The sequence below is a fragment of the Pseudovibrio sp. W64 genome (assembly GCF_001623145.1).
Taxonomy (GTDB): Bacteria; Pseudomonadota; Alphaproteobacteria; order Rhizobiales; family Stappiaceae; genus Pseudovibrio.
The window spans coordinates 275,168-300,112 of record NZ_LMCI01000002.1 but is presented as its reverse complement, the minus strand read 5'-3'; the positions used below and the strand labels follow the sequence as shown (position 1 = coordinate 300,112).

Annotated in this window: 26 protein-coding genes; 12 read left to right on the top strand and 14 right to left on the bottom strand. The window is 53.8% G+C overall.

Translation table 11 applies throughout. The features are described from left to right. Window positions 1–580 precede the first annotated feature (580 nt). Window positions 581–742, top strand: coding sequence for a hypothetical protein (locus PsW64_RS27520; protein WP_193757738.1), 162 nt, complete (start codon window positions 581–583; stop codon window positions 740–742). Between the two features lie 51 nt (window positions 743–793). Here the strand turns inward: PsW64_RS27520 and PsW64_RS28305 are convergent, their stop codons facing one another. The 12 genes from PsW64_RS28305 to PsW64_RS02120 form a co-directional block, all read right to left on the bottom strand. After that, window positions 794–919 (bottom strand): hypothetical protein, encoded by a 126-nt coding sequence (locus tag PsW64_RS28305; protein WP_275078078.1) that lies wholly within the window; start codon window positions 917–919, stop codon window positions 794–796. Window positions 920–1,027: 108 nt separating this feature from the next. Beyond that, window positions 1,028–2,293: an NAD(P)/FAD-dependent oxidoreductase gene (locus PsW64_RS02170; protein WP_063302541.1), complete on the bottom strand. Its 1,266-nt coding sequence runs from the start codon at window positions 2,291–2,293 to the stop codon at window positions 1,028–1,030. 105 nt (window positions 2,294–2,398) lie between these two features. Beyond that, window positions 2,399–3,100, bottom strand: coding sequence for a c-type cytochrome (locus PsW64_RS02165; protein ID WP_063302540.1), 702 nt, complete (start codon window positions 3,098–3,100; stop codon window positions 2,399–2,401). After that, on the bottom strand, window positions 3,097–4,152 hold the full coding sequence (locus PsW64_RS02160; RefSeq protein WP_063302539.1) for a c-type cytochrome: 1,056 nt from the start codon (window positions 4,150–4,152) through the stop codon (window positions 3,097–3,099). The genes PsW64_RS02165 and PsW64_RS02160 overlap by 4 nt, the downstream gene beginning before the upstream one ends. After that, complete coding sequence (gene soxC, locus PsW64_RS02155; protein WP_082830983.1) at window positions 4,136–5,401, bottom strand: sulfite dehydrogenase; 1,266 nt, start codon at window positions 5,399–5,401, stop codon at window positions 4,136–4,138. The genes PsW64_RS02160 and soxC overlap by 17 nt, the downstream gene beginning before the upstream one ends. Window positions 5,402–5,440: 39 nt before the next feature. Continuing rightward, complete coding sequence (soxB, locus tag PsW64_RS02150) at window positions 5,441–7,123, bottom strand: thiosulfohydrolase SoxB (protein ID WP_063302537.1); 1,683 nt, start codon at window positions 7,121–7,123, stop codon at window positions 5,441–5,443. Between the two features lie 84 nt (window positions 7,124–7,207). After that, window positions 7,208–8,050 (bottom strand): sulfur oxidation c-type cytochrome SoxA, encoded by an 843-nt coding sequence (gene soxA, locus PsW64_RS02145; protein WP_057463826.1) that lies wholly within the window; start codon window positions 8,048–8,050, stop codon window positions 7,208–7,210. A 27-nt stretch (window positions 8,051–8,077) separates the two neighbouring features. Then, the gene (soxZ, locus tag PsW64_RS02140) at window positions 8,078–8,407 is read right to left on the bottom strand and encodes a thiosulfate oxidation carrier complex protein SoxZ (RefSeq protein WP_057463825.1); all 330 of its coding nucleotides are present in this window, start codon (window positions 8,405–8,407) and stop codon (window positions 8,078–8,080) included. A gap of 23 nt (window positions 8,408–8,430) precedes the next feature. Then, window positions 8,431–8,865: a thiosulfate oxidation carrier protein SoxY gene (gene soxY / locus PsW64_RS02135; RefSeq protein WP_063287072.1), complete on the bottom strand. Its 435-nt coding sequence runs from the start codon at window positions 8,863–8,865 to the stop codon at window positions 8,431–8,433. Between the two features lie 128 nt (window positions 8,866–8,993). Continuing rightward, on the bottom strand, window positions 8,994–9,452 hold the full coding sequence (gene soxX / locus PsW64_RS02130) for a sulfur oxidation c-type cytochrome SoxX (RefSeq protein ID WP_057463823.1): 459 nt from the start codon (window positions 9,450–9,452) through the stop codon (window positions 8,994–8,996). Window positions 9,453–9,580: 128 nt separating this feature from the next. Beyond that, complete coding sequence (locus tag PsW64_RS02125; RefSeq protein ID WP_063287073.1) at window positions 9,581–10,153, bottom strand: SoxW family protein; 573 nt, start codon at window positions 10,151–10,153, stop codon at window positions 9,581–9,583. Between the two features lie 63 nt (window positions 10,154–10,216). Next, window positions 10,217–10,954, bottom strand: coding sequence for a cytochrome c biogenesis CcdA family protein (locus tag PsW64_RS02120; RefSeq protein WP_063302536.1), 738 nt, complete (start codon window positions 10,952–10,954; stop codon window positions 10,217–10,219). A 60-nt stretch (window positions 10,955–11,014) separates the two neighbouring features. Here PsW64_RS02120 and PsW64_RS02115 point away from each other — a divergent pair, with 60 nt between their 5' ends. The 9 genes from PsW64_RS02115 (at window position 11,015) to PsW64_RS02075 (ending at window position 20,654) form a co-directional block, all read left to right on the top strand. Further along, a complete protein-coding gene (locus tag PsW64_RS02115; protein WP_244272111.1) occupies window positions 11,015–11,392 on the top strand; it encodes a thioredoxin family protein in 378 nt (125 codons plus the stop codon). A gap of 64 nt (window positions 11,393–11,456) precedes the next feature. Further along, a complete protein-coding gene (locus tag PsW64_RS02110) occupies window positions 11,457–11,963 on the top strand; it encodes a GlcG/HbpS family heme-binding protein (RefSeq protein WP_063287075.1) in 507 nt (168 codons plus the stop codon). A gap of 145 nt (window positions 11,964–12,108) precedes the next feature. Continuing rightward, window positions 12,109–12,456, top strand: coding sequence for an ArsR/SmtB family transcription factor (locus PsW64_RS02105; protein ID WP_063287076.1), 348 nt, complete (start codon window positions 12,109–12,111; stop codon window positions 12,454–12,456). A gap of 38 nt (window positions 12,457–12,494) precedes the next feature. Beyond that, a complete protein-coding gene (locus PsW64_RS02100; protein ID WP_063302535.1) occupies window positions 12,495–13,553 on the top strand; it encodes a YeeE/YedE family protein in 1,059 nt (352 codons plus the stop codon). A 235-nt stretch (window positions 13,554–13,788) separates the two neighbouring features. Next, complete coding sequence (gene pncA, locus PsW64_RS02095) at window positions 13,789–14,415, top strand: bifunctional nicotinamidase/pyrazinamidase (protein ID WP_063302534.1); 627 nt, start codon at window positions 13,789–13,791, stop codon at window positions 14,413–14,415. Beyond that, complete coding sequence (gene pncB, locus PsW64_RS02090) at window positions 14,412–15,704, top strand: nicotinate phosphoribosyltransferase (protein WP_063302533.1); 1,293 nt, start codon at window positions 14,412–14,414, stop codon at window positions 15,702–15,704. Before pncA ends, pncB begins: the two co-directional genes overlap by 4 nt. Before the next feature lie 115 nt (window positions 15,705–15,819). Beyond that, window positions 15,820–17,445 (top strand): FAD-binding oxidoreductase, encoded by a 1,626-nt coding sequence (locus PsW64_RS02085; protein ID WP_063302532.1) that lies wholly within the window; start codon window positions 15,820–15,822, stop codon window positions 17,443–17,445. A 24-nt stretch (window positions 17,446–17,469) separates the two neighbouring features. Continuing rightward, the gene (locus PsW64_RS02080; RefSeq protein WP_063302531.1) at window positions 17,470–19,119 is read left to right on the top strand and encodes a glycerol-3-phosphate dehydrogenase/oxidase; all 1,650 of its coding nucleotides are present in this window, start codon (window positions 17,470–17,472) and stop codon (window positions 19,117–19,119) included. Further along, on the top strand, window positions 19,116–20,654 hold the full coding sequence (locus tag PsW64_RS02075; protein ID WP_063302530.1) for an FGGY-family carbohydrate kinase: 1,539 nt from the start codon (window positions 19,116–19,118) through the stop codon (window positions 20,652–20,654). The genes PsW64_RS02080 and PsW64_RS02075 overlap by 4 nt, the downstream gene beginning before the upstream one ends. On the opposite strand, the gene PsW64_RS02070 is transcribed toward PsW64_RS02075, so the two are convergent. After that, a complete protein-coding gene (locus PsW64_RS02070; protein ID WP_063302529.1) occupies window positions 20,651–21,913 on the bottom strand; it encodes a malonyl-CoA decarboxylase in 1,263 nt (420 codons plus the stop codon). The genes PsW64_RS02075 and PsW64_RS02070 overlap by 4 nt on opposite strands. A 184-nt stretch (window positions 21,914–22,097) precedes the next feature. Between PsW64_RS02070 and PsW64_RS02065 the strand changes: the two genes are divergently transcribed. Continuing rightward, window positions 22,098–22,778 carry a cupin domain-containing protein gene (locus PsW64_RS02065; protein WP_063302557.1) on the top strand — a complete coding sequence of 227 codons (681 nt, stop codon included), beginning with the start codon at window positions 22,098–22,100 and terminating at the stop codon, window positions 22,776–22,778. Window positions 22,779–22,787: 9 nt separating this feature from the next. Here PsW64_RS02065 and PsW64_RS02060 read toward each other — a convergent pair whose 3' ends face one another. Further along, entirely contained in the window at window positions 22,788–24,221 is a 1,434-nt protein-coding gene (locus PsW64_RS02060) for a sterol desaturase family protein (protein WP_063302528.1), read from the bottom strand. A 521-nt stretch (window positions 24,222–24,742) separates the two neighbouring features. On the opposite strand from PsW64_RS02060, the gene PsW64_RS02055 reads away from it, so the two are divergent. Then, the gene (locus tag PsW64_RS02055; RefSeq protein ID WP_057463812.1) at window positions 24,743–24,913 is read left to right on the top strand and encodes a XapX domain-containing protein; all 171 of its coding nucleotides are present in this window, start codon (window positions 24,743–24,745) and stop codon (window positions 24,911–24,913) included. Window positions 24,914–24,945: the final 32 nt, after the last annotated feature.

The window sequence follows — 24,945 nt, the reverse complement described above, 5'->3', positions numbered from 1 at the left end:
ACAACATATCAGACAAAAGCCCCCAATGCTTAAAGCATGGGGGCTTTTTGCGTTCTAACACATACACTAGAGAGCCGGTGCGGAGAGAGCAGACGAGACTTTTCCGAACCCAAAGGCCTCTAAAGTCGACCTGTTTAAGCTTTGCGCTTTTATGTGCGTTTGTTTGAAAGGTTTACGTTCCAGCTGCGTTGTTATGTCTGAAACATCAGGTACCGTGGTTCTGGTTGCGTGGGAAGATGATTATCCACGGCGGGGATAAATCGGCTTAATGCTGCTGACAATTTGAAAGAGCAGGCAGAACATTCGCAACAAGATATCCCCGAGCTCAAAACCTAACGGATATCAGAGTGCTGCAACTGACCGAGAATAGAGCGGGAATATCTATTGCTGCGATATGTTAAAACAGGCGGATGGATCGAAGTGGCAAGTGGCATCACTAACCGCCAGCTTATCCTCCTCACAGTCCCAGACAATCCTACTCTCGCTCACTCTGAGTTATCCTCTCAGTCGCAGCGATCAGTACTCTTCCATCCGTGATATACTCAAGATCATCAGCCTGCGTGACTGGTGATACCAGCATATGCATTGTCGTCTCTTCGATAAGGGCATTCCATTCAAACTGCTGTTTCAGCAAATCCCGGTCCTGGTCAACATCCGGGGCAATACCATGCAGGAGCGCCGGGATGGCCCTGTAGTATTTGATGGAGAGTCTGTTGTCGCGGCTGATAGCGCCCACATGTAGGTGGTTTTGCCGTTGCCATGGGCTACGCGCCACCAGCGCATGTAGATGCGCTCAATCCAGTCGCCGGGCATCTGGAATGCGCTGATTGCTGGTTGGCCCCACAGGTACAGCTCTCACAAGCAAGCAGGTACGTGCCCGCAGCTCTGAGGAACCAGCCAGATCAAGCGTCCCACACATAAGCAGGTGTTCAACTCACTTCAGCCCAGTTCGGCCGCCATTAACAAGGTGCTCAGCAGTCCTTTCAGCATCACCTCAAACCCGCTGAGCACTCCGCAACCCAGTTCCTTACCCAAACATGTCCGCAGTCATGCCAGCGTACCAGCCGAGGCTTTCCTCAAAGGTTTGCTTGCGCAGGGCGTCGTCCTCGTTGTTTTGGGAGATGAAGCCGTCCACTTTGGCGATCTTCTCATCCGTGGCCACATAGCTTGCGCCAACCTTCACGCCGTTGTCTGGTGAGATCAGCGACCAACAAGTGTTGGAGAACCGCGGTTTGAAGGCGCGGGAGCCGGTGAGGGCGTGACGGATCGCCATGGCGGCAGCTTTGGCCTGGCTGTTGGCAGAATAGCCGGACTTTGGCATATCACCGTTCTGGGTCGCATCACCAAGCACATGAATGTTCTCATCTATCTGGCTTTGCAGTGTTGCCGGAACGATCGGACACCAACCCGCCTCGTTGGTCAGGCCTGCCTGATGTGCGATGCTGCCAGCCTGCATCGCCGGGATCACGTTGCAAACATCCGCTTTGATGGTCTCGTCTTCCAGCACAATTTCCATGGTGTTCGGGTCAACACGCTGAACACCTCCGGTAAACTCGTCGGTCAGCCAGTCCACCATGCCTGCGTAGTGGTTCTCCCAGCCTTCCATGAACAGGCCTTGCTTGGAGAACTTCTCCTTTGGATCAAGAATGAGGATCTTGGCAGTCGGGTTTCGCTGTTTCAGCACATGAGCAACCATGGAGACGCGCTCATAGGGGCCGGGAGGACAGCGGTACGGGTTAGGTGGAGCAACCATGGCAAAGGTGCCACCTTCCGGCATAGCCTCAACCTGCGCCTTCAGCAGCTGGGTCTGTGTACCAGCTTTATAGGCGTGAGGCATCTTGGTCTGGGCAGTCACATCCCAGCCTTCAATCGCCCCTTTTACAAAGTCGATACCCGGAGACAGGACAAGGCGATCATAGGAGATGGCATCGCCGCCTGCGAGCCGAACCACCTTTTTCTCACGGTCCACGTCAGAGGCCCAATCATGCACGACGGTTACGCCATACTCACTGGCCAACGTGCCGTAGGAGTGTGCCAGCTTGGACATAGGCTGGAAACCGCCAATGGCCAGGTTGGAGAAGAAGCAGGTGTAGTAAGTGCGGGAAGGTTCAATGAGGATCACCTCAATCGCACCATCAGAATCCTTGGCAATGTAGCGGGCTGCAGTCGCCCCGCCAGCACCGCCGCCAATGATGACCACACGGGGCCGCTTTTGCCCCAGGGCAATAGGAGAGGACAAGAGTGCCGCACTTGCAGCTGCAGTCCCTAAAAAACGACGTCGGTTCAGTCTCATATGTCAATTCCTCCCCTAAAGCGTATGCCCGGAAGTATCTCCGGTTTTGATAGGAATACGCGTGAAAACAATTATTTGAGCAAAGCCAGTCAAAAAGGCCCCGCTCTAATGCAATTCTTTAAAATAAGCCGCCAGCGCAGCAATCTCCTCCTCCGAGAGCCGTTTGGCGATCATCTGCATGACGGGATGAGGTCTATGTCCCTTTTTGTAGGCCCGCAGCGCAATCACAAAGTCTGGTTGCGACCAGCCCGTGATGGAAGGGATCCCTTTGTCCGCTCCGCTGGATTGATGGCAACTGGTACATTCACCTGATAGATATTCGCCATATTCAGCATCTCCGTCCAGATAAGTTTCTTCGTGAAGACTTGGAGCATCCTGCTGCAAAAGGCTGGCAGAAGCCTCTGGAATGTTGGCAGGGCTCACGGAAAACTGGCGTAGATAAGCGAGCAGATCAGAGCGATCTTTTTCCTTTCTCATTCCCCGGTAGTTCATGCGTGTGCCGGAGACGAGGTTCTTAGGGTTTTGAATGTAGATGTTCAGCGTGTCGATTGTCCAGTGCAGGCCATCAGCGCCAGCACGCTTCATGGCCTTTGAATATGTCGCGCCTTCAATGGTTGCAGCCTTCCGGTCAAACACACCATTCAGGTGAGGGCCAATGCGGTTCTTGGCATCCTTGCCAACATCGTGGCATCGCAAACAAGCATTAAACAGGCGTTCACCGCGCGCAATATCCTGAGCAGAGGCAACCGAAGTTGCCCCTGACAGAAAGCCAAGTGTGAGGGCGAGGGCAGGTATCAACGCTCTCATTGGGAGTGGCTCTTCAGGAATTCGATGAGCGCAATGCGGTCTTTTTCCTTCTTCAAACCAGCGAATGTCATTTTGGTGCCCTTCACAAACTTTTTCGGCTTGGTCAGGAAAACATCCAGATTTTCATCAGACCAGACAAGGCCGTCGCCATTGAGCTTTTTCAAGGCCTTGGAGTATTTGAAGCCGGAAACCACAGCCGCCTGCTGACCGATGATATCGTTCAGGATCGGGCCAACCTTGTTCTTGGCTTTCTCTCCAACCTGATGGCAGGCCTTACATTTTTTGAAAACCTTGGCGCCCTTCTTGATGAGTGCATCATCAAGAACAACGGGCTCCGGAGCAGGCTCTGCAACTGGTGCTGGTTCTGCGGCAGCCACAACTTCGGCTTTGGGTTCTTCAGGTGCTGCTGCTGCTTCCTCAGCTGCTTTCGTCTCTTCCGGTGTCACATCCAGAACCTGAGCCCGTGCAGTGATCTTCACGTCCGCTTTGCAGTCTTTCATGCAGACATCGCGTTTCTTGAAGACCGGCGACTCTTCGCGATCATCCATGTAAAAACCGTCTTCGTTTGGCAGGCGAACGGAGGTGAAGTTCTCCTGGCTCAGCTCAAAGTCATCCTCAACAAGATCGTTGGCGTAAAGCAGGAAGGCCGTGATGGCGTAGACTTCATCTGGCTTCAAAGACTGAGCCTCGCCAAACGGCATGGCACGGTTCACATAGTCAAACACGGTTGAGAGATACGGCCAGTAAGAGCCGATGGTCTTAACCGGACGATCGGATGTCAGTGTACCGTCCCCGCCGGAAAGAACCGGCCAGCGATCAACACCCTCTGCGAAGTCACCGTGGCACACGGCGCAGCGCTCGGCAAAAATCTCTTCACCTTGCTCCACGTTTCCGCGCCCGGCAGGCAATCCCTGTCCATCAGGGCGTACATCAATATTCCATGCGGCCACTTCAGCAGGGGTGGCTGCACGGCCAATATTGAAAGAACCGGCTGTCGCCGCGCTGGTGAGCAGCAGCGTTCCAGTCGCAAGAACACTAAGAAATTTCAACATTTTCCGCCTCACCATTTTCGCTAACGTACCAGGTGTGGATTCCGTTGTTGTGGTAGATGGAGTTTTCGCCGCGAACAGCGCGAAGCTCGTTTTTCGTTGGCTGGATATAGCCCGTGGAATCATGCGCACGCGATTGCAGCAGCAGCGGCTTTCCATCCCAGTCAAACTCGAAATAGAAGCGATGCATGGACTTGTCGAAGCTCAGGCCATCCATTCGGGCAGCATGCCAGTTCTTGCCGCCGTCCAACGTGATGTCCACGCGCGGGATAGTGCCGCGACCAGACCATGCCAGACCAGTCAGGACCGTATGACCGCTCTTGTGCAAAATAGGGGCCTGAGGGCTTGGATTGGTGATGATGGACTTACAGTCCATTTCCCATGTAAACCGTCGCGCCTTTCCGTTTTCCATCAGGTCAGTGTATTTGGAGGTCTCTTCCCTGTGGTGCCACGGCTCGTCGCCCACCTCGATGCGGCGCAGCCACTTGATCCACATATTGCCTTCCCACCCCGGAACCACCAGTCGCAGCGGGTAGCCTTGCTCGGGACGCAACGCCTCACCGTTCATCTTAAAGGCGACAAGGCAGTCATCCAAAGCCTTTTGCAAAGGAATGGAGCGGGTCATGGCAGAGGCGTCAGCGCCTTCCGGCATCAACCACTTGGCGTTGGTCTTCAGGCCAGCTTCTTCCAGCAGCAACCGCAGTGGAACGCCGGTGTACATCACGTTATGGATCATGCCATGGGTGAACTGACAGCCGTTAAGCTGCGCCCCGCGCCACTCCATGCCGGAGTTAGCCGCACATTCCAGAAAGTAGATCCGGTTCTCCCGTGGGAAGCGCAGAATGTCCTCCATGGTGAACACAAGCTCTTTGTCCACCAGACCGTTGATCATCAAACGATGCTGGGCAGGATCAATATGAGCAGCCCCGCCATGGTGCCGCTCAAAGCACAGGCCGTTCGGCGTGATGATTCCGTCCAGCTCATGCAACGGGGTAAAGTTGATCGAACTTACGCGGTCAGCCGTCAGCCATTCCACAGTGCGCCGTTTCACATGCGCCTCATATTGCGAGGGCACGCCATAAGGCATGGCATCAACACCGTCTCCCAGCTCCTGCATCCATGGCTGCAGATTGGTGATGGCCGGGTCATTCGCCCGTGCCGGAAGTGCAGCGCCAGTCAAGGCAGCTCCACTCAGCAAGGCCCCGCTTTTCAGGAGGTTTCGGCGGGTAGGTGACTTTAGTCTTTCACTCATGTCAATTACTCGTCATCTCAAAATCCGTAAGGGTTCGCCTCACACGCCTGTGACGCGAACGGTAGAATTGGGGTCCATTGTGATGGTGCCTTTGCGGCTGATGTAATCTTCAACCACCTGCCAGATCTCAGGCCCTTCGGTGTCCTCACCAACAGAGGCCCAACCCGAAACCACATAGGTCTTGGCAGGATCAATGGTCTTGCCGGTTTTCAGCAGCGTCATGTTGGTCACGCGCTCACCCACTGGCTTGGAAACGTCGATGGAGTAGCCCATGCCGCCCACGCGAACCATGTCGCCACCCTGCTGGTAGTACGGGTCCGGGTTGAACAGATTGTCGGCCACGTCCTCTAGAATCTCATGCAGGTACTGACCAGTCATCTCGGAGCGGTAAGCATTCGGGTAGGTCATGCTGGTGGCGTTGTGGATGTCTTCGCGGGTAATGTTGTCACCCGGCAGCAGGGAGGGGCCCCAGCGAAAGCCCGGAGACAGCGCAATGTCCGCTTCCCGCTCCTCAATCAGCGCCTGACAGATCAGGTCATCCCACGTGCCGTTAAAGTTGCCCCGTCGATAAAGCAGGCTGTCTGTGGTGCCGATGACTTCTTCCAGCTCTTCCTTAAACGGCGCGCGCTCTTTCTCTATCAGAGCTGCCATCTCAGGGTCGGGAGCAATCACATCGGCGAACACCGGGATCAGCTTGTAAGTGAAGTCTTTGATGCCGTTCTTGTCGACGTCAAGATCCAGACGAGACACAAACTTACCGTTGGAGCCAGATGCGATGATCATGGTCTCACCGACCTTCACCGGCTCCGGCACCGCATCATGAGTGTGACCGCTCAGGATCACGTCAATGCCGGAAACTTGCTGTGCCACCTTGCGGTCTACATCAAAACCATTGTGGCTGAGCAGGACAACAACATCAGCGCCTTCCTGCTTCACTTCCGCAACCATTTCCTGAATACGTGCTTCGCGGATGCCGAAGGAAAGGTTCGGGAACATCCAGCCCGGATTGGCGATTGGCATATACGGGAAGGCCTGCCCGATCACTGCAACTTTGGCACCGCCGCGCTCGAAAATCTTGTAGGGTTCAAACGCTGGTTCGTCCCATTCATTGTCAAAGATGTTGGCACCCAAAAACGGGAAGGGTAGTTCCTCAACAATCTCGTTCACCCGGTCAATGCCGTATGTGAATTCCCAGTGCGAGGTCATCGCATCGGGGCTCAAGGCATTCATTAGGTTGACCATGTCCTGACCTTGGGTCTTCGTGGCCGTCATGGACCCATGCCATGTATCACCACCATCAAGGAACAGCGCATCTGGACGTTCTGCCCGGATCGATTTCACGATAGTCGACACCCGGTCCAACCCGCCCATCTTGCCGTAGCTGCGTGCAAGTGAGACAAAATCCTCAGAGGTGAGGGCATAGGCTTCCGGCGTTCCGGTCTGGTAGTTGAACGCCTTCAGCAGGTCCTGACCAGTGATGTGCGGCAGCAATCCCTTTTGGGCACCCACACCAATATTCACGGAGGGTTCACGGAACCAGACAGGCTTCACCTGCGCATGACAATCCGTAAAGTGGATGATGGTCACATTGCCGGTGGTTTTGAAGTCCAGAAGTTGGTTCTGTGTCAGGGCCTGACGCGCGGCCAGCACTGGAAAACTACCAGCCCCAAAAATAGCGGCTGCAGCGACACCAGCCTGCAAGAAATCACGGCGCGAGATCATCTCCGCACCCTCCGTAGGTTATTAGAATTTCGAAAATTGTTTTAGATCAGGAGGTTGCTATAAGTGAGCAACCTCCAAAATCACTTAGTTACGAACAGATGGGGTCTCGACTGAAAGTCCCATCCCGCGAGATGTTACATAAGCTTCCAGAGCAATGAACTCATCACTGCCGCGTTTGTAAGGCTCAGCCCGCACCTGATCCATACAGCCTTTAAACCGGCGATGAATGGACCCAAGTCCGCCCCACTTCAGACGATACACCGGGAACCCGTTGATCTGACCCTGACTCAAATGGTCAGCACGGATCATGTTGCCGTAATTGTCTTCGTGGCAGTTGGCACAGGCCATATTCAGCAGGCCAACACGGGTGTAGTAAAGCTCTTCACCCTTCTTGACCCAGTCCGCAATCGGTCCGTCAGTCTTCATGGCAACCGGCATGCCACGAGATTGCAAACCGATCAGAGCCGTCATGGCCAGCATCTCGGCGCTCTCCCATTTCCACGGCTCTGCTCCCTGATGTGTCTCGATGGACGCATTGATCAGCATTTCCATGGTGGCAGGCTTGCCCATCTCGTCATTCCAGCGCGGCAACTTGGTCCGCAAACCGGTAAAGTTATCCGCATCTCCATGACAATCCGCGCAGGACTGATTGGATTTTCCGGCGGGCGTTTCCCAAATTTCCTCTGCATACTCAATGGCCACAAATGCTGGATTCTCGAAATCATCCATTTGCAGTGCCTGAGTTTCAGCAGAGCGAAAACGCCAACCTGAAATCAGCTCGTCCAGTGGATGGTCATCCGCCGGAACAGCAGTGGTTGCAATTGTTTCGCCGTCGATGACAAGTTCGCGTCCGTCATCAGCAAGCGCAGCAGTGCTAAGTGTGCCGAAAAGAAGCCCCCCAGCGAGTATTGAAACCGTCCTTTTCATACCCTTCTCCTCCCAAAGAATGGCTGCCTAGGCGACCGTGATTTTCTTTTCCATGTCGTAGACCGAGCCGTCATCATCGGTCCATTCAAACCGAACCGCTCCAGACTCTGGAATCCGCATCTGAAACTCGATGTAAGGATTTGCAGAAACAGAAGGTTCAATATCTGCCATGAACACGGGCTCGCCATTGAAGCTGGCAGCAAACTTATTGATGATCTTTCGTGGAATGGTCTCGCCGGTTTTCTTATCCTTGCGCTGACCAGATTCCATCGGATGCGAGATCAGTGTCTTGATGGTCACGACCTCGTTTACGCTTGCCTTCTTAGGCACTTTGACGCGTGGTTTTACCTTTGCCATGTGTTTCTCAATGCCTTTTCTGATTAACCGCCACAGCCACCGATGGTGACCTTGACACTACGCTTTGTCATGATGGCGGACCCGTCCGGCATCTTTGCAATGGCGACAATGTCCTGCGTTTTCGCAAGGCGAATACGGGTCTTGGCTTCCTGAGCACCGGAAAGAGCGCTGAAGTGGAATGTCGCAACACCTGGGCTCGGGTTGCCTGCTGCAAGCAGCATGATGGAGGCTGCACCCGGCGCAGATACTTCAATCGGAACAGTGTTCCCGTTTTCAGCAATCTCTGGCGCACCAATGGTAATGTCACCGCTTCCCGGCTTTGCGCCGCCAGTGAACTCCACAATTGCATCTTCAACAGCATTGCCTGCTGCAAACGCCGGCGCGGTAAAACGCAATGTCGTCAGAGCGGCTGCGCCTCCCACTGCCAAACCAAGCGCTTCACGTCTGGTAACAGTCATTAAAAATCCTCCTTGGAGCGTATCTCCCCAACAGGCGCTGAGCACTCTTTGGGAAAATACGCTTAAGCAATAATTCTGAGCGTGATGCGTAACCGGTCAGCAACGCAGCACGCTCAAGGCAAACGCGCCTATTCTTTCAAAGTCGCCAGATAAGCGACGATGTCTTCAACTTGTTCTGCTGAAAGAATGGTCTTTCCCGCAAACTTCTTTGCCACGCGGTTCAAACCTTCGCTCTTGTAGAAGGCAGGCATAATGGTCGCTTCCCCGAAGACTTCCTTCGAGTTGACAACAATCGCCCGCAATTCCGCTTCGGTATAGGTGTCTCCGATACCCTCAAGGTACGGACCTATCTCTCCGTGGAACTGCTCTTCAGCAAGATCATCATTCGCGTGACAGGCAAGGCAGTTTCCCAGTTTCCGGTTGGCGAACCATTCCCGTCCTTTGGCTGGATCACCAACCGCACCGGTCAAAGACACCGGCACAGCCGCCTCGACAAATTGAACGTCACCTGGAGCAACAACTCCGGCAACGGCACTTCCTGAAATTAGCAGCGTTGCAGCCGCTATAGTTTTGGCAATCGCCTTCATTGCTCCCTCCCAATTACAGCGATTCAATATTTTTATGCTACTCAGATACGTAGAAACACTCAACTTAAAATTCACATAATTGAATATGTTAATATATCGACCTTAGTCTAAGTAATTGAGTGAAAACGCTATTCTGAGGCTGCTTTTTGTTTCAAAAATTCACGTGCATGAAATTTTTGAAAATGTTCTTCGCCCTCATAGCCCTTCTGTTTGACCCAGCGGAGCATGTTGAGGGTGGTCCATTTTCCAAATGAACCAGGCATGGTCTGCACAGAGGCAGTCCCTGCTGTTTTGCCAGTCCCAACCTCTTCAGGTAGGAACAGGAAGGTGGGCGTGAACACAACGCCCCAGCGACGTGCGATGTTCTTCTCGGTTTGAACTTCCCCGTCGAAGTCCGTCACCTCTTCATCGCCAAACAGGTTCATCTGAACCACGAAGTAGTTGTCTTCAATGAATTTGCGAACCTCCGGGTCGCTGAAGACATTCTTATGCAAGCGCGAACAGTAAATGCAGCCGCGTTGCTCAAAGAGAATAACCATGCGTTTGCCTTCTTCATTGGCAGCAGCAAGGTCCTCTCTAAGGTCTTTGAAGGTAAGGCGAAGCCATGGCTGTTTATGGAGACCGTCCTCTCCAACCTCAGCAAAGCTCAGTGTCATGCTGGCGAAAATCATCGCTGCAGCAAGCATTAATTTTTTAAGCATCGATCCCTCCCATAACGCACCGCTCCCAAGAACCCCTCTATGGTTTCAGGACGCGGAAACGCCTCAGCTTAAAGATGTCAATCCTGGCGCATACTCAATCATTTGCTCTGCAATCCAGGAAACGGTGTTCGTCCCAATCAACACCGCAAAAATAATCAAAAGCACGCCCATGCCTTTTTCTATGGCACCAAGGTACTTTCGAAAACGGCCCATGAAACTCAGGAATGGCTTTGAGAAAACAGCTGCCAGAATGAACGGCAACGTCATGCCAACCCCATACGCAAACAGCAGCAACATGCCCTGAGAAACATCATCACTGGCGCCAGCCGTGAACAAAATAGTTGCCAGAACCGGACCAACACAGGGTGTCCAGCCAAAGGCAAAAGCCAGTCCCACAAAGTAAGCGCCAATGATTCCAGCCGGGGCCGAAGAGCTGTCGAGCCGGGCTTCTCTCAGCAGCAGGTTGAGCCGGATGATGCCGACAAAATGCAGGCCGAGAATGAAGATGACAGCAGCAGCCATGTAGCGCAGCACATCAAACCAGTCTCGCAGCAACTGGCCGAAGACCGTTGCCGTTGCACCAAGGCCGACAAAGATTGTGAGAATACCGGCAGCAAAGAAAAACGACGTAAAAACAACACGTCGCTGGATGGCAGGGGTCACCCTGTCACCGGAGAGCTCGTTCATTCCAATGCCTGCAATGTAGCAAAGGTAGAACGGCACAATTGGTAAAATACAAGGCGATAGGAACGAGAGTAACCCCGCGCTCCCCGCCGCAATGATAGTTAGATCTGGATACATATGGGCACTTGCTAAAAACACATTCTATTATTAGAATATTTAGATATCATAGATTTTAAAATGTCAATCGTGGATATCATGAGCAATTTTGGTTGGATCTCATTTGTCATTTTCGCCCTTCTTTTCAGCAGCGCTCAAGCGGCTGGTTCGACCATGAAATTGCTCATGGTCGAGGACGAAATCTGTCCTTGGTGTGAACGCTGGGAAGAGGATATTGGTGGCGCCTACGGCAAAACAGAGGAGGGGCAAAAAGCCCCTTTGATGCGGATGGATATTGACGATCCGATTCCCAAAGACGTGACCCTGAAAGGAAAGGCGCGGTTTACGCCAACCTTCATCCTTTTAATTGACGGCGCCGAAGTCCAGCGGATTGAAGGTTACCCGGGAGAAGACTTCTTCTACCCCGCCCTGAACCAGATGCTTCAGTCTGCTCAATAACAATATTGAAAAGAAATTCATCTTTCCCGGCCAGTCCGGGGCATAATTCAGTTGGGAGAACTCCATGAAATCATTCATCACAGGGGCGGCATTGCTCGCAATGTCCGCAGGCTTCAGCGTTGCGCAGGCCGAAGATGAATCCGCCTTTGTCAGCTTCAAGTCATTGAAGCCGGAAATCGCTATGAAGCTTGCCGTCGCCACCATGGAAGCCTGCCGTGAAGGCGGCTATCAGATCTCTGCTGTTGTCGTTGACCGCTTCGGCCAGACACAAGCGGCAATCCGGGATCGTTATGCTGGCGTTCATACAGTCGACACAGCACGCGGAAAAGCATGGACGGCTGTCAGTTTCCGCGGATCTACACTGGAAATTCAGCAGGAGATCAAGGCAGGCAATCTGTCGGCAGGTCTGCGTGACATCCCGGGTGCTGTGGCATTGGGTGGTGGCCTCCCAGTCGAATCTGCAGGTGCTATTGTTGGCGGAATTGGTGTCTCCGGTGCGCCCTCTCCAAAAGTTGATGAGGAATGTGCCCAAAGTGGCCTAGAGGAAATCTCGGATTTGCTGGACTTCTAAAAGGTAATCGCCGTGCAATGGTTGAAAAATGATTGCATTCAGCGTATGCCACCACTTCAAAGGTGTGCTGCAAGGTCAGCTTTAATTTATTCAACTTTAGCTGACCTTGCCATTCCGTTCCGACTGGTCTGCAGGATTTGGTTTAATGGCTATACCCATGATTGAACGTGGGATGAAAGAAGAAGACATCGAGCGCATGGTCGGCCATGCCAAGGATGCAACTGATTTCCTGAAAGCATTGACACACGAAGGCCGATTGATGATCCTGTGTCATCTCGTTACGGGCGAAAAGTCTGTAACAGAGCTGGAGCAGCTTCTGTCGTCTCGTCAGTCTGCGGTCAGTCAGCAACTTGCACGTTTGCGCCTGGATGGTCTGGTAAATTGCCGAAGGGACGGCAAGGCAGTCTATTACAGCCTCAAGGATGAACGCGCTGCTCGGGTTCTGGACCTGATTTTCGAGTTGTTCTGCACCGAAGAAAACAGCGATAAGTAATATTTAAGCTCCGGCGTTTTGGTCTTGGGAGGGATCAAATGTCCGAGGATATTCTGGCGGCACTCGCAGGCATTGCGGGTGGTGTTTTGCTTGGCCTTGCTGCACGTCTTGGCCGCTTCTGCACACTTGGCGCAATTGAAGACGCCCTTTATGGCAAAGAATGGCTGCGCATGCGCATGTGGGCCTTCGCCATTGCCATCTCCATCGCATCGACGTTTCTGCTGGCGGATCTTGGTCTGATCGCGCTGGACCAAACCATCTATCTCACCCAAAGCTGGGACCCGCTCGCCTGCATCGTCGGCGGCCTGATGTTTGGCTATGGCATGGCAATGGCTGGCTCCTGCGGTTTCGGTGCATTGGCACGCTTGGGCGGCGGAGATATGCGGTACTTCGTGCTCTCCCTGGTGATCGCCATTTCAGCGGCCATGGCCGTAGGTGGCCCAACAGCCTACCTGCGTGTGTTCCTGTTCCCGACCGAAGTCTCGGATGCAAGCTCAACAGGCATTGCGCACGCTCTTGCCCAACGGCTGGAGCTTTCCGAACTGACAATCGCCCTGGTCATTGCCGGAGCCATTAGCCTTTTCGCTGTCAGCAACAAAGAGTTCCGCCAAAGTCCCAAAGCTATTATTGCCTCATTGGCTGTCGCTGTCGCGGTCCTCTTCGGTTGGGTTGCAACCAGCTATCTCTTTGAAGAAAGCTTTGAGGAAGTTGCAGTGGCCAGCCATTCCTTCACAGTTCCGGTGGGCGATACCCTTATGTATCTCATGACCGCATCTGGTGGTGGCCTGTCTTTTGCCGTCGGCTCAGTCATCGGCGTCCTCAGCGGGGCGTTTCTTGGTTCACTCATAAAAGGCCATTTCAGATGGGAAGCCTGTGACGACCCGCGCGAACTCAGGCGGCAGATCCTCGGTGGTTTTTTGATGGGCACTGGCGGAGTGATTGCTTTGGGCTGCACCATCGGGCAGGGCATATCAGCCTTCTCGACACTCGCAGTCAGCGCGCCTGTCGTCATGCTCTCCATCATCGCTGGAGCCGCCATCGGCCTTCGTCAGCTCGTTGTCGGCTTTCAGTTCGCCTTTTGGAAGCAGTCATCCTGACGGAGTACCCGCAGTGACTTGTGCATAAAACTGCCCTTTGAGTAAGGCGGCCAAGACACACATTGCCTAAATTATAGATTTTACCTCTGGTTGCTGATTAATCCCGCATATTTTGCTTGAGTTTGGCGGAGATTATCGCAATATTTCGCGCTGGCCACTTCGGTGTATCTAAACGTCCTCGCATTTTGCTCTGCGAAACTCATACAGGACTACTCATCGCGAACAGGAAGCAACCATGACACGACCGGCAAACGAAGCTCTGATTATGATTGATATTCAGAACGATTTCTGTTCGGGCGGAGCTCTGGCTGTGAAGCACGGTGAGCAGATCGTCCCCTTGGTCAATGAGCTGCAAAACGACTTTGCCGTCAAAGTGTTGACGCAAGACTGGCACCCGCAGCATCATAAATCCTTTGCGGATAATCACGATGCCAAGCAGCATTATGATATGACCGATATGCCTTATGGCCCGCAGGTTCTCTGGCCAAACCATTGCGTGCAGGGCACAAACGGCGCAGCCTTTCACAAAGACCTGAAGACCGACAGCGCGGACCTTATCCTGCGCAAAGGCTTCCGCCCGCACATCGACAGCTACTCCGCGTTCTTCGAGAACGACCACACCACCCCAACCGGCCTGTCGGCTTACCTGCGCGAGCGCGGTGTCGATACGCTACACATGGTTGGTCTGGCCACGGATTTCTGCGTGCGTTTCTCAGCCGTGGATGCAGCAAAGCTGGGGTTCAACGTGATTGTGCATCTGGATGCCTGCAGAGCGATTGACCTCAACGGATCCCTGAAAGAGGCTTTGAATGAGATGCAAAGCCACGGCGTCAAATTCTCTGGCGAGATGGTTGCACAATGATTGATATTGCCTCCCGCGTTTATAACCACAATTGGAAAATCGATCCGATTGTTCGTTCCCTGATCGACACCGACTTCTACAAGCTGCTCATGGCACAGTCGGTCTTTCTGAAAAAGCCGAACACGCAGGTCACCTTCAGCCTCATCAACAGAGCGCAGCACATTCCACTGGCAAAGCTCATTGATGAAAAGGAACTTCGGGACCAGCTGGACCACATCCGCACGCTCTCCCTGTCTCGCGGGGAAAGCACATGGCTGCGCGGCAACATGTTCTACGGCAAGCGGTCCATGTTCCGCGCCGAGTTTCTGGAGTGGTTCGAAAACCTGCGCCTGCCGCCCTATCATCTGGAAGTCAAAGACGACCAGTACGAGCTCACCTTTGAAGGCGACTGGCCTGCCGTGATGCTCTGGGAAGTCCCGGCTCTCGCTGTGCTGATGGAATTGCGCTCCCGGGCCGTGCTCAAAAACATGGGCCGGTTCGAGCTACAGGTCCTGTATGCCCGCGCCATGACCAAACTCTGGGAAAAAGTCGAATGCCTGCGCAAGGTTGAAGACCTGTCACTGGCAGATTTTGGCACCCGCCGCCGCCACTCCTATCTGTGGCAGGACTGGTGCGTGCAGGCCATGATGGAAGGCCTCGGCAAGAAGTTTGTCGGCACATCCAACTGCCTGATCGCCATGCGCCGCGAAGTAGAAGCAATCGGCACCAACGCGCACGAACTGCCGATGGTCTATTCCGCTCTGGCAGAAAGTGACGAGGAACTTGCCGACGCCCCGTATCAGGTGCTGAATGACTGGCAGGAAGAGCACGATGGCAATCTGCGCATTATCTTGCCAGACACGTTCGGGACCGAAGGCTTCCTGAAACGCGCTCCGAACTGGCTGTCCTCCTGGACAGGCATCCGCATCGACAGCGGTGACCCAGTCAAAGGCGCAGAAGCAGCAATCAAATGGTGGAAAGCCTGCGGTGAAGATCCAACGCAAAAGCGCGTCATCTTCTCTGATGGGTTGGACGAAGACATGATTGCTCACCTCCAGCGCAAGTTCCACGGTCGCGTTCGTTGCAGTTTTGGTTGGGGAACCATGCTTACCAACGACTTCCGCGGGCTGGTGCCAGAAGATGCCTTGGCGCCGTTCTCATTGGTCTGCAAAGCCATTTCTGCAAACGGCAAACCAACGGTCAAGCTCTCCGACAATCCCAATAAGGCTATGGGATCACGAGAAGAAATTGAACGCTATAAGCGCGTTTTTGGGGTCGGCAAACAGATGAGCCAGAAAATTATCGTGTAACGCGGCGTATTTTAGCCATCACTCAAAATAATCCACTTGCATAGTTTCCCTATGCGTAAACTCTGTGTAGCATGCGTCACGCAGCACAGTTTATACGTGTGGGGGAGCGACGAAGATGAGAAGATGGAACGGTTGGGGCGATGATACGCACCAGGCGGAGCTGGCCGATTTTGCTAAGGCCTTGATCGCAGAGCTTTTAGGCGAGACACATCCGTTATCTGACGCCACCTTGCAAAGCGCCATTGAGCGTGTTCCGGCGTCTCGCGCACCAGACCATCCCTTACTGGATAAAACGCCCTCAACGCGCATCAGGCATGCATCTGGGCAGAGCTTCTCAGATTGGCTGCAAATGCGCAGTGGCAAGTTTGAAAACATCCCCGATGCAGTCGCTTTTCCGGAAACCTCCCAGCAAATCCGTGAGCTTATGGACTGGGCAGCACAGCAAGATGTGATCCTCGTCCCGTATGGCGGAGGCACGTCCGTTGTCGGCCATCTGGCATGTCCTGCCAGTGAGAAACCGCAGATTACCATCGCACTCACGCGTATGAATCGCCTGCTGGACTTCGACAAGGAAAGCCAGATCGCGACTTTCGGAGCTGGCGTACGCGGGCCGGATCTTGAAGCCCAACTGGCAGCCATCGGTTATACACTCGGCCACTTCCCGCAAAGCTTTGAGCTTTCCACCGCAGGCGGCTGGGTCGTCACGCGTTCCTCTGGCCAACAATCTCTGCGGTATGGCCGCATTGAGCAGCTCTTTGCGGGTGGCACGCTGGAAACGCCAAAGGGAACATTGGAAATTCCAAGTCTCCCCGCATCATCTGCTGGCCCTGATCTGCGGGAAATGGTGCTCGGCTCTGAAGGCACACTTGGCATCCTGACTGAAGTAAAACTACGCGTCACACCATTGGCTGAAACCGAGCAGTTCTACACGGTCTTCATGCCGGATTGGGAAAGCGGTGTTGCAGCAGTGCAGGCCATCACGCAAGGCCGCATTCCGCTCTCCATGATGCGCCTGAGCAATGCAACGGAAACCGACGTCAGCCTGAAACTGGCTGTGCCGGAGAAGAAGCTCTCCAAGCTCAACATGCTCTTCAAGCTCAAGGGCCTGACTGACCAGAAATGCATGCTCACATTCGGGCTGACAGGATCAAAGAAGCAAGTCTCCGTAAACCAGAAACTTGCGAACACCTGCCTGAAGCAGCACGGCGCCAAGCGCGTTCTTTCCAAGATGTTGGGCGACAAATGGAAGGAAGGCCGCTTCAAAGGACCATACCTGCGCCACCCATTATGGGAACATGGTGTGGGCGTCGATACCTTTGAAACGGCAATGGACTGGTCAGCCCTGCGTCCATACATCAACGTGGTTGAACAGAGCGTCACCAAAGCACTGAAGGAACAAGGCATTCCCGTGTTCGCTTTCACGCATCTGTCTCACGTCTATCCGCAAGGCTCCAGCGCATACACCACTTATCTGTTCCCAGTTGCCAGCACCTATGAAGAGACACTGGAACGCTGGAAAATCATCAAGAAAGTCGCATCTGAAACCGTGGTTGCCCACGGCGGAACCATCAGCCACCAGCATGGTGTCGGACGTGACCACGCGCCGTATCTGCCAGCGGAAAAAGGCGTGCTGGGCATGAGTGCTCTGAAAGCCCTCAGCAACAACTTTGACCCAGACCACCGCATGAACCCCGGTGTTCTGATCTTCGAGGAAACCGTAGGCAACACAGAACCCGCATAACTCTCAATATTGGAGGAGGGGGCAATGGCGAATACAGGACAACTTAGCAGGCACGAAAAGCTGTCACTCACAAAAGAGCGCAGCAAGCCGTGGGACATGGTTGTTGTTGGCGGTGGCATCACCGGAGCCGGTGTTGCATTGATGGCAGCAAGAACTGGGCTCGATGTTCTGCTGCTGGAAAAACAGGATTATGCATGGGGCACGTCCAGCCGCTCCTCCAAAATGGTGCATGGCGGCTTACGGTACCTGTCTCAGGGCGAGTTCCGGCTGGCACGGGAATCTGTACGGGAACGTGAAAGGCTGATGAAGGAAGCCCCAGGTCTCATCGAACCCATGAGCTATCTTTTTCCGTTCCGCGAAAAGCAGTTCCCAACCCGTCGCGCCTTCTCTGTCCTTCTCAACATCTACGGATACTTCGCCAGAAAACGCGACCACAAATATCTGGACCGCGATCAGACCATCGCCGCGTTACCGGGGCTCAATGAACATGGTTTGCTGGGCTCAGCGCAATATACTGATGCCCTCACAGATGACAGCCGCCTTGTCCTGCGCGTCCTTGCTGATGCCAGACGCAGCGGTGCAACCACGCTCAACTATGCTGCTGTGAAGATGGTCCATAGTGAGGGGGAAGGACCAAAACTCCTTGAAGTGCAAGATCAGGAAACCAGCGAAGTCTTTGCCATCTCAACCAAAACAGTCATCAACGCGACCGGGGTTTGGGCGGATGGCCTGCGCGAGCAACTGGGCCAGGCCAAACGCATTCGCCCTTTACGGGGCAGTCATATAGTCGTCCCGTCCTGGCGTATGCCAGTGCATCAATGCCTGACCTATCTGCACCCGCAGGACAAGCGCGGCGTCTTCATCTACCCGTGGTTGGGCCGTACGGTAATCGGGACGACCGATCTAGATCACTCTGAGGATCTGGATCAGGAAGCCACTATCAAATCGGAGGAGGTAGCGTATCTGCTTGATGGTGCCAACCACAACTTCCCCGGCACAAAGCTTACTGAGAAAGACGTTATTTCAACATGGTCTGGCGTCAGGCCAATCGTAGGCAATGAAGGCGTTGACCTTAAAGAACTGCATCCGTCAAAAGCCAAACGCGACCATGTGGTGTGGGATGATGATGGCATCATCACGGTGACAGGCGGAAAGCTCACCACCTTCCGTGTAATGGCCGAGCAAGTGCTGGAAACCTGTGAGACCTATCTGGAAAGCAAGAGCACTGCGCGGGCAGGTGAGTGTGTGTTCGAACCTCCCATTGAAACGAAGGACAGTATCGGGTTACCAGAAGCCGAACTCAAGCGATTACAAGGCTACTATGGCGCTGATTTTCCGACACTTATCGCAGCAATGTCTCCCAAGGGTCTTTCCTTCATCAGCGGCACAAACCGCATTTGGACAGAGCTTGAGTGGGCTGTCATGCATGAAGAAGTCGTGCATTTGGACGATCTCCTTTTGCGCCGCACACGAATTGGCTTAGTGTTGGAAGAAGGCGGGGCAGCATTGGCTGACGAGCTGGAAACACGGCTGAGAGTAAAACTGGGGTGGTCCATGGACAAATGGCAGGATGAGTGGTCGCGATATCAGAAGATTTGGCGAGACCACTACAGCTTGCCAACAACCCACGCTCCCCAAGAGCAAGAAATGATGCAAGAGGTGGCAGCAGGATGACGGAAACGCTTCTCGCCATCGACTGCGGCAGCCAGAGCATCCGCGCCTTGCTGTTCTCTCCAGACGGGACGCTGCTGTCCAAGGTACAAAAGCCGATTACGGATTATCGAAGTGACAATCCCGGTTGGTCAGAGATTGATCCGCTTATCCTGTGGGAGCTGCTGGGTCGCTGCTGCCGTGAGCTGTGGGATAGAGGAGCTGATCCTGCTGCCGTCAAAGCCATGAGTGTCACCACACAGCGCGGCACGCAAATCTCAGTTGATGAGAGAGGCATCCCTCTGCGCCCTGCCATCACATGGATGGACGAGCGCATTGAAGACCAGCAGAAACCATTGCCACTGCTTTGGAAAACAATCTTTGGCGTGGCAGGCTTGTCCCGATCTATCAAGAGCGTACGTAGCGAATGTGAAGTGAACTGGATCGCAGTCAACCAGCCCGGAATTTGGAAGAAAACCTATAAGTTCCTGCAGGTTTCCGGCTATCTCAACTTCAAGCTGACAGACCTTTTTCGCGATTCAACAGGCGCTCAGGTTGGCTACATTCCCTATGACTACAAAAAGCAGCAATGGGCGAGTGATAAGCACTTTCTCTGGAAGCTCTTCGCCTTTAAGCGCAGCCACCTACCAGAGCTCATAGAACCCGGAAATCCAATCGGCTATGTGAGTGAAGAAGCTGCCCAGCACACTGGACTGCCAGAAGGTTTGCCGGTCATCTCCGCAGCTGCTGATAAGGCATGTGAAGCCGTCGGCTGCGGCGCAGTGGATGCCAGCGTTGGTTGCCTCAGCTACGGCACACGGGCAACGGCGACCATTCATTCCAGAAAGTACTTTGAGGTGGAGCGCCCTCTACCTGCCTATGCTGGCGGCATGCCGCGTATGTTCACACCAGAAACCTCCGTCATTCTGGGGTACTGGATGGTCAACTGGTTCAAGGAAGAGTTTGGCCACCCGGAGCAGGAAAAAGCCAAAGAGATTGGCAGTCCGGTCGAAGTATTCTTTGACGACCTGCTCAACAGCACACCTCCCGGGTCCCATGGCCTGACTCTATTGCCCAAATGGGGCCGCGATAACGGACGCTCCACGCCAGTGAAAGGCGCGATTATCGGCTTTGGAGATGTGCACACCAGAGGCCATATCTACCGGGCTATCATTGAAGGTATCACGCTGGAACTGCATCGTGGTCTGAAGCGGATCGAGCGCAAAAGCGGTGAGAAGATCAAAGTCCTGCGTGTCTCCGGAGGCGGCTCTCAGTCTGACGCCATCATGCAGATCACCGCAGACATCTTTGGCCTGCCCACCGAGCGCCCGCATACCTTTGAAACTGCTGGTCTGGGCGCTGCCATTGCCGCGAGCGTAGGTGCTGGGGTCCACCCTGACTTCACGCAGGCCATGAAGGCCATGACACGGCAAAACGAAGTGTTTCAGCCGGACCCGAAAACGGTTCAGCTCTACAAGAAGCTGTTTGAGGATGTCTACCTGCCCATGCCGCGCAGGCTTGCCCCGCTGAACAAAGCACTCCGAAAGATTGTCGGCTAGGCAACATCGCTCTTGGGCTGCGATGCTGTCTGCACCACACCAGCCTTAGCAAGCGCCTGCACCCGTTTGGAGGCCACGATTTCCTTCTTATTCGCAAACACTTCGTGGTTCTGCGAGATCTTCTGTAGATCATACAGGTAGTTCACCATCACCCCCGCCGATTGCTTTTTGCCGTTCTCAGAAGTATCCGCTCCCACATGCACGTCATGCACCAGCGCGCCGTTATAAAGATGGAACCGAGCCACCGGATCAAACGGCATATCGTTCTTCCGCTTGCCTTCAAGAAGGTAATAAGCAGCGAGTTCTTTAAGGGCTGCATCAGTCTCCGGCAGCTCAATCTCTTGCTCTTTGGCCCACTTGCAGAAAGTAGGGAGCGGGGACAGCGTCACAAACGTTTTCAGTTGGCTAAGCTCACGCGAAAGATCCTGCACCACTTGCTTGATCAGCGAGTTGCCAAAGGAAACACCGGCCAGCCCGCTCTGACAGTTGGAGATCGAGTAGAAAACCGCCGTATCCACCTCATCAACCGGCACAATATCCCGTTCTTCTGCAAGCACGCCTTGGATGGAGGAGGGCACCCCCTTGGTCAGCGCCACTTCAACAAAGATCAACGGCTCATCTGGTAATGAGGGATGGAAGAAGGCAAAGCACCGCCGGTCTTCCGGCTGCAAGCGACGGCGCAAATCATCCCAACTGTCAATGGCATGCACGGCCTCATAGGCGATGATTTTTTCCAGTATCTGCGCCGGACTATCCCAGCTGATAGGTCGCAGCACCAGAAAACCACGGTTGAACCACGAGTTGAACAGGTGCTGGAAATCCAGATCAGTGCGCGCCAGATTCGGCTGCTCCTTCATGAAACCCAGCAAGTCCTTGCGCATATGCACCAGCTGATGAGTGGCACCAGGAACCTGATTGAGCCGCCGCGCCAACTCCTGCCGTTTTGGCTCCGCAGCTTCCACCAGCTTTCGGTAATTGGCCTCCGTCCGCTCTGTTTTATAACTGGAAACAACGGTCTCCAGCTTATCTGGATCGATGTCCATTTCACGGTTCAAATGCTCAAAAAACGCCCGCTTTCCCTCAGTATCTGTGGTGGCGTAGCCATCCAGAATCTCGTGGGCAATGGCAGCACCGGAAACGTCTCCCTGACTGCTCATCAAGGCATTGCAAAGCTCGGTAAGGGGGCGCTCATCCCGCTTGCCCATAAAAACATAACGACGATCGAAAAGGGTAGAAAGTAAATCTGCCAGCAGGCTCATGGTGAGGCGTCCCGTAGTTGCACAGCGCAGTGCATCAGAAAATCGCCGGAAGCCTAACAAGGGACTGCTGGGAACGGAATGCAACAAACAGCTTAACAATGAAGTGATCCCTAACAGCACGCTAACATCTGTAAATGAGCGGCAAGAGTGCTTAACTTGAGAGCATCATGTGATGGAGGCTTCAGTGAAGATCAACGGTGATTTTTCAAAGCGAGTGGTTGAGTTCAGCGACGATATTCCTTGGGTCGCGTCCCCAATGAAAGGCGTTGAGCGCAGGCCGCTTGATCGTTTGGGAGATGAAGTTGCACGAGCAACCACCGTTGTTCGCTTCGCACCCGGCAGCCACTTCTCTGAACATGTTCATACAGGCGGGGAAGAGTTCATTGTTCTGGCGGGAGTATTTCAGGACGAGCACGGGGATTTCCCGGCTGGCTCCTACATCCGCAACCCACCTGAATCCAAACACACACCAGCCTCTGAACCTGGCTGCACCATCCTCGTCAAACTCTGGCAGTTCGACCTTGCAGACCGCACCCATGTGCGCGTGGACACCAACAAACTTGGCCGCGTAAACGATGCTACACGCGAAGGCGTCGCCGTCTCGCCTCTGTTTCAGGATGAACGTGAGAACGTGCGCATGGAGCACTGGCAAGCAGGTGCAAACCACGCGGTTGAGGCTGACGGCGGAGCAGAAATCTTCGTGCTGGAGGGTTCAATCACCGAAGATGGAGAGGACCTTCCCGAACACGCTTGGCTCCGTGTACCCATCGGCTATGACCTCAACATCACAGCAGGAGAAGAGGGCGCCAAGCTCTGGATCAAATCCGGACACCTTCCCTATGTCACTGCCCCGCATGGGGGATAAGAGGACCGCCTAAAGCTGCTCCTGCAACCAGACCCGACTGCTTTCTTCCAGCGCGTTGCGAGCTGATATGATGTTCGCAACATGCTCCGGGAAAGAGGAAAGCTCATAGCGCAGCGTATATTCCAGCTGTCCTTGCTCCCCGTCAGGATGCCACGTCACCTGCTGCACCGCGGGTGTGCTGCCATCCAAAACCGCTGGCTTCTCCAGCCACGGCAGTGCAGAAAGCGTTGTTTCTTCAGAGAGTTTAATCTCAGGCAAAATCCCTTTTGCAACATCCATCCGCTGCGAGACCTGCGTCGAAATCGGCAAAGTCCAAAGCACGGTGAGAAACCAGAGCAGAGCTGGTACGCGTGCGACCTCAACAAAGCGCAGTTGATACTTGCCCTCCAGAAACTGCGAGATCATCACGAGACCAGCCAGAATAAGCGCGACACCAAACGCCAGCTCCCGCGCGCTCAGTTGTGGGGACAGGAAGATAAACATGGTCACCAGCAGCACCAGCAACGCAAATGAAATGCCACAATACAGCTTGGTCAGCGGTGAGATCTCCGGATCAAATTTTGGGCGATTGGTGACACCTGTTTTCTGCAGTTTACTGGTGTTTCGCCGCCTGTCTTCTGGTCGCCATCCCGTTGGTTTGAACCACAGCCGGACCTTGTCCCACCAGCTGCGCGTATGAAGGCTATCGCGAAACAGCATGGACCAGTGCTGCAAGTTGGCTTTCACCGGATTCCACGTTTTCAGCGGCGTTGTGGTGCCATAATGGCAAGGATGCTCTGTCTCCTCCGGCTGCCAGCTGCCAAACATCCGATCCCAAATCACTAGCGTGCCGCCGAAGTTCTTGTCGATGTAAATCGGGTTCTTGGCATGGTGGACACGATGGCTTGAGGGCGTGGAAAACACACCTTCCATAAGGGGGATACGATCAATCGCCTGGGTGTGTAGCCAGAACTGATAGGCCTTCAACAGCATAAATTGCACAAGGAACACTTCCGGCGGGCAGCCGAGGAAAGCGAGAGGCAGATAGAAGACCCACGAGAACGCATACTGAAACGCACTCTGCCGCAGCGCCGTGGTCAGGTTATACTCCTCACTTTGGTGATGCCCCACATGGGCGCCCCAAAGAAAATTGTAGGTGTGTGCAATGCGGTGGAACCAGTAATAACAGAAGTCCACGCCAAAGAAGAACAGGACCCATGTAGCCCAACTGGTCGAGCCAAAGTCAAACAGCCGATAGGACGACCACGCCCAGATAAACACCGAGAATGTAAAGGTTTTTAGCAGCGCATCTGAAACCAGCAGGCAAATGCCCATGGAAAGGCTGGCAATGTTATCGCTAAACCGGTGCAGGTCCCGCCCGCTCATGCGCAGGTAGGCGTATTCCATCAGCATAAAAAACAGAAACAGCGGAATAGCCAGCGCCGTCACATTATACTCTGCCATTTTATTCCCCCTCGCACTGCATTCCAAAAGAATGGTCGTGCAACAAAAAAGCGTCGAGCTGCAGGCCTGAGCGAATACCAGTAAAGGACCGCAAAGGCGCTTATGTTGACTTTAACGTAAAGGCAGAGAGGTGGGCTGACAACACAATTCTGAGCTCATGAAAATGGCGATAAGTAGAAGTTCTGCAAGAAGATGCAGGAGTTTTGCGCAGAACTAACATAAATGATTGCTGTCCAACATATTGATTTAAATGAACTAATGAAAATGACAGTGCGGCAACTGATCGCATTTTGAATATTTTTTCTGCAAATGATTTTTTTTGCGTTAAAAGTGCAATTACAGGGTAGGGTCCGCCTTGTCGGGCGACCTGAATATTCAAGGACCTTAGCTGGCTGTCCTTCACGGTTTTCGGTCATACACTCAGGGGACTGCAGGGGTATGGGCGCGCAGTAAAAGCAAGGGCTGTAGTTCAAAGAAAACAGAGTTTTCTGAACAATAAGAAAGAATTAACGGGAGACACCATGGCTGAACTGCTTATGTCAACACTTGCTGGCTTCATTATTGGAGCGATCTTCACCGCAATCAAACTGCCTATTCCCGCTCCACCAGTTCTGTCTGGTTGTGTAGCGATCCTTGGCGTTTGGGGTGGTCATCAGATCATGCTGCAGATCACTGAGCGCTTCTTCTCCTAAAGTGCGTTCGGTTTGATTGAGGCCAATCAAAC

What these genes read in the sequence shown, in the direction of transcription:
- PsW64_RS28305 (WP_275078078.1), bottom strand. Translation starts at nt 919, where the DNA reads ATGTGTGGGACGCTTGATCTGGCTGGTTCCTCAGAGCTGCGGGCACGT.
- soxX (WP_057463823.1), bottom strand. Translation starts at nt 9,452, where the DNA reads ATGAAGGCGATTGCCAAAACTATAGCGGCTGCAACGCTGCTAATTTCA.
- PsW64_RS02105 (WP_063287076.1), top strand. Translation starts at nt 12,109, where the DNA reads ATGGCTATACCCATGATTGAACGTGGGATGAAAGAAGAAGACATCGAG.
- pncA (WP_063302534.1), top strand. Translation starts at nt 13,789, where the DNA reads ATGACACGACCGGCAAACGAAGCTCTGATTATGATTGATATTCAGAAC.
- PsW64_RS02085 (WP_063302532.1), top strand. Translation starts at nt 15,820, where the DNA reads ATGAGAAGATGGAACGGTTGGGGCGATGATACGCACCAGGCGGAGCTG.
- PsW64_RS02165 (WP_063302540.1), bottom strand. Translation starts at nt 3,100, where the DNA reads ATGAGAGCGTTGATACCTGCCCTCGCCCTCACACTTGGCTTTCTGTCA.
- PsW64_RS02120 (WP_063302536.1), bottom strand. Translation starts at nt 10,954, where the DNA reads ATGTATCCAGATCTAACTATCATTGCGGCGGGGAGCGCGGGGTTACTC.
- soxZ (WP_057463825.1), bottom strand. Translation starts at nt 8,407, where the DNA reads ATGGCAAAGGTAAAACCACGCGTCAAAGTGCCTAAGAAGGCAAGCGTA.
- PsW64_RS02070 (WP_063302529.1), bottom strand. Translation starts at nt 21,913, where the DNA reads ATGAGCCTGCTGGCAGATTTACTTTCTACCCTTTTCGATCGTCGTTAT.
- PsW64_RS02060 (WP_063302528.1), bottom strand. Translation starts at nt 24,221, where the DNA reads ATGGCAGAGTATAATGTGACGGCGCTGGCTATTCCGCTGTTTCTGTTT.
- PsW64_RS02075 (WP_063302530.1), top strand. Translation starts at nt 19,116, where the DNA reads ATGACGGAAACGCTTCTCGCCATCGACTGCGGCAGCCAGAGCATCCGC.
- PsW64_RS02170 (WP_063302541.1), bottom strand. Translation starts at nt 2,293, where the DNA reads ATGAGACTGAACCGACGTCGTTTTTTAGGGACTGCAGCTGCAAGTGCG.
- soxC (WP_082830983.1), bottom strand. Translation starts at nt 5,401, where the DNA reads ATGAGTGAAAGACTAAAGTCACCTACCCGCCGAAACCTCCTGAAAAGC.
- PsW64_RS02055 (WP_057463812.1), top strand. Translation starts at nt 24,743, where the DNA reads ATGGCTGAACTGCTTATGTCAACACTTGCTGGCTTCATTATTGGAGCG.
- PsW64_RS02080 (WP_063302531.1), top strand. Translation starts at nt 17,470, where the DNA reads ATGGCGAATACAGGACAACTTAGCAGGCACGAAAAGCTGTCACTCACA.
- PsW64_RS02100 (WP_063302535.1), top strand. Translation starts at nt 12,495, where the DNA reads ATGTCCGAGGATATTCTGGCGGCACTCGCAGGCATTGCGGGTGGTGTT.
- soxY (WP_063287072.1), bottom strand. Translation starts at nt 8,865, where the DNA reads ATGACTGTTACCAGACGTGAAGCGCTTGGTTTGGCAGTGGGAGGCGCA.
- PsW64_RS02125 (WP_063287073.1), bottom strand. Translation starts at nt 10,153, where the DNA reads ATGCTTAAAAAATTAATGCTTGCTGCAGCGATGATTTTCGCCAGCATG.
- PsW64_RS02110 (WP_063287075.1), top strand. Translation starts at nt 11,457, where the DNA reads ATGAAATCATTCATCACAGGGGCGGCATTGCTCGCAATGTCCGCAGGC.
- PsW64_RS02115 (WP_244272111.1), top strand. Translation starts at nt 11,015, where the DNA reads ATGTCAATCGTGGATATCATGAGCAATTTTGGTTGGATCTCATTTGTC.
- PsW64_RS27520 (WP_193757738.1), top strand. Translation starts at nt 581, where the DNA reads ATGCATTGTCGTCTCTTCGATAAGGGCATTCCATTCAAACTGCTGTTT.
- soxA (WP_057463826.1), bottom strand. Translation starts at nt 8,050, where the DNA reads ATGAAAAGGACGGTTTCAATACTCGCTGGGGGGCTTCTTTTCGGCACA.
- PsW64_RS02160 (WP_063302539.1), bottom strand. Translation starts at nt 4,152, where the DNA reads ATGTTGAAATTTCTTAGTGTTCTTGCGACTGGAACGCTGCTGCTCACC.
- pncB (WP_063302533.1), top strand. Translation starts at nt 14,412, where the DNA reads ATGATTGATATTGCCTCCCGCGTTTATAACCACAATTGGAAAATCGAT.
- soxB (WP_063302537.1), bottom strand. Translation starts at nt 7,123, where the DNA reads ATGATCTCGCGCCGTGATTTCTTGCAGGCTGGTGTCGCTGCAGCCGCT.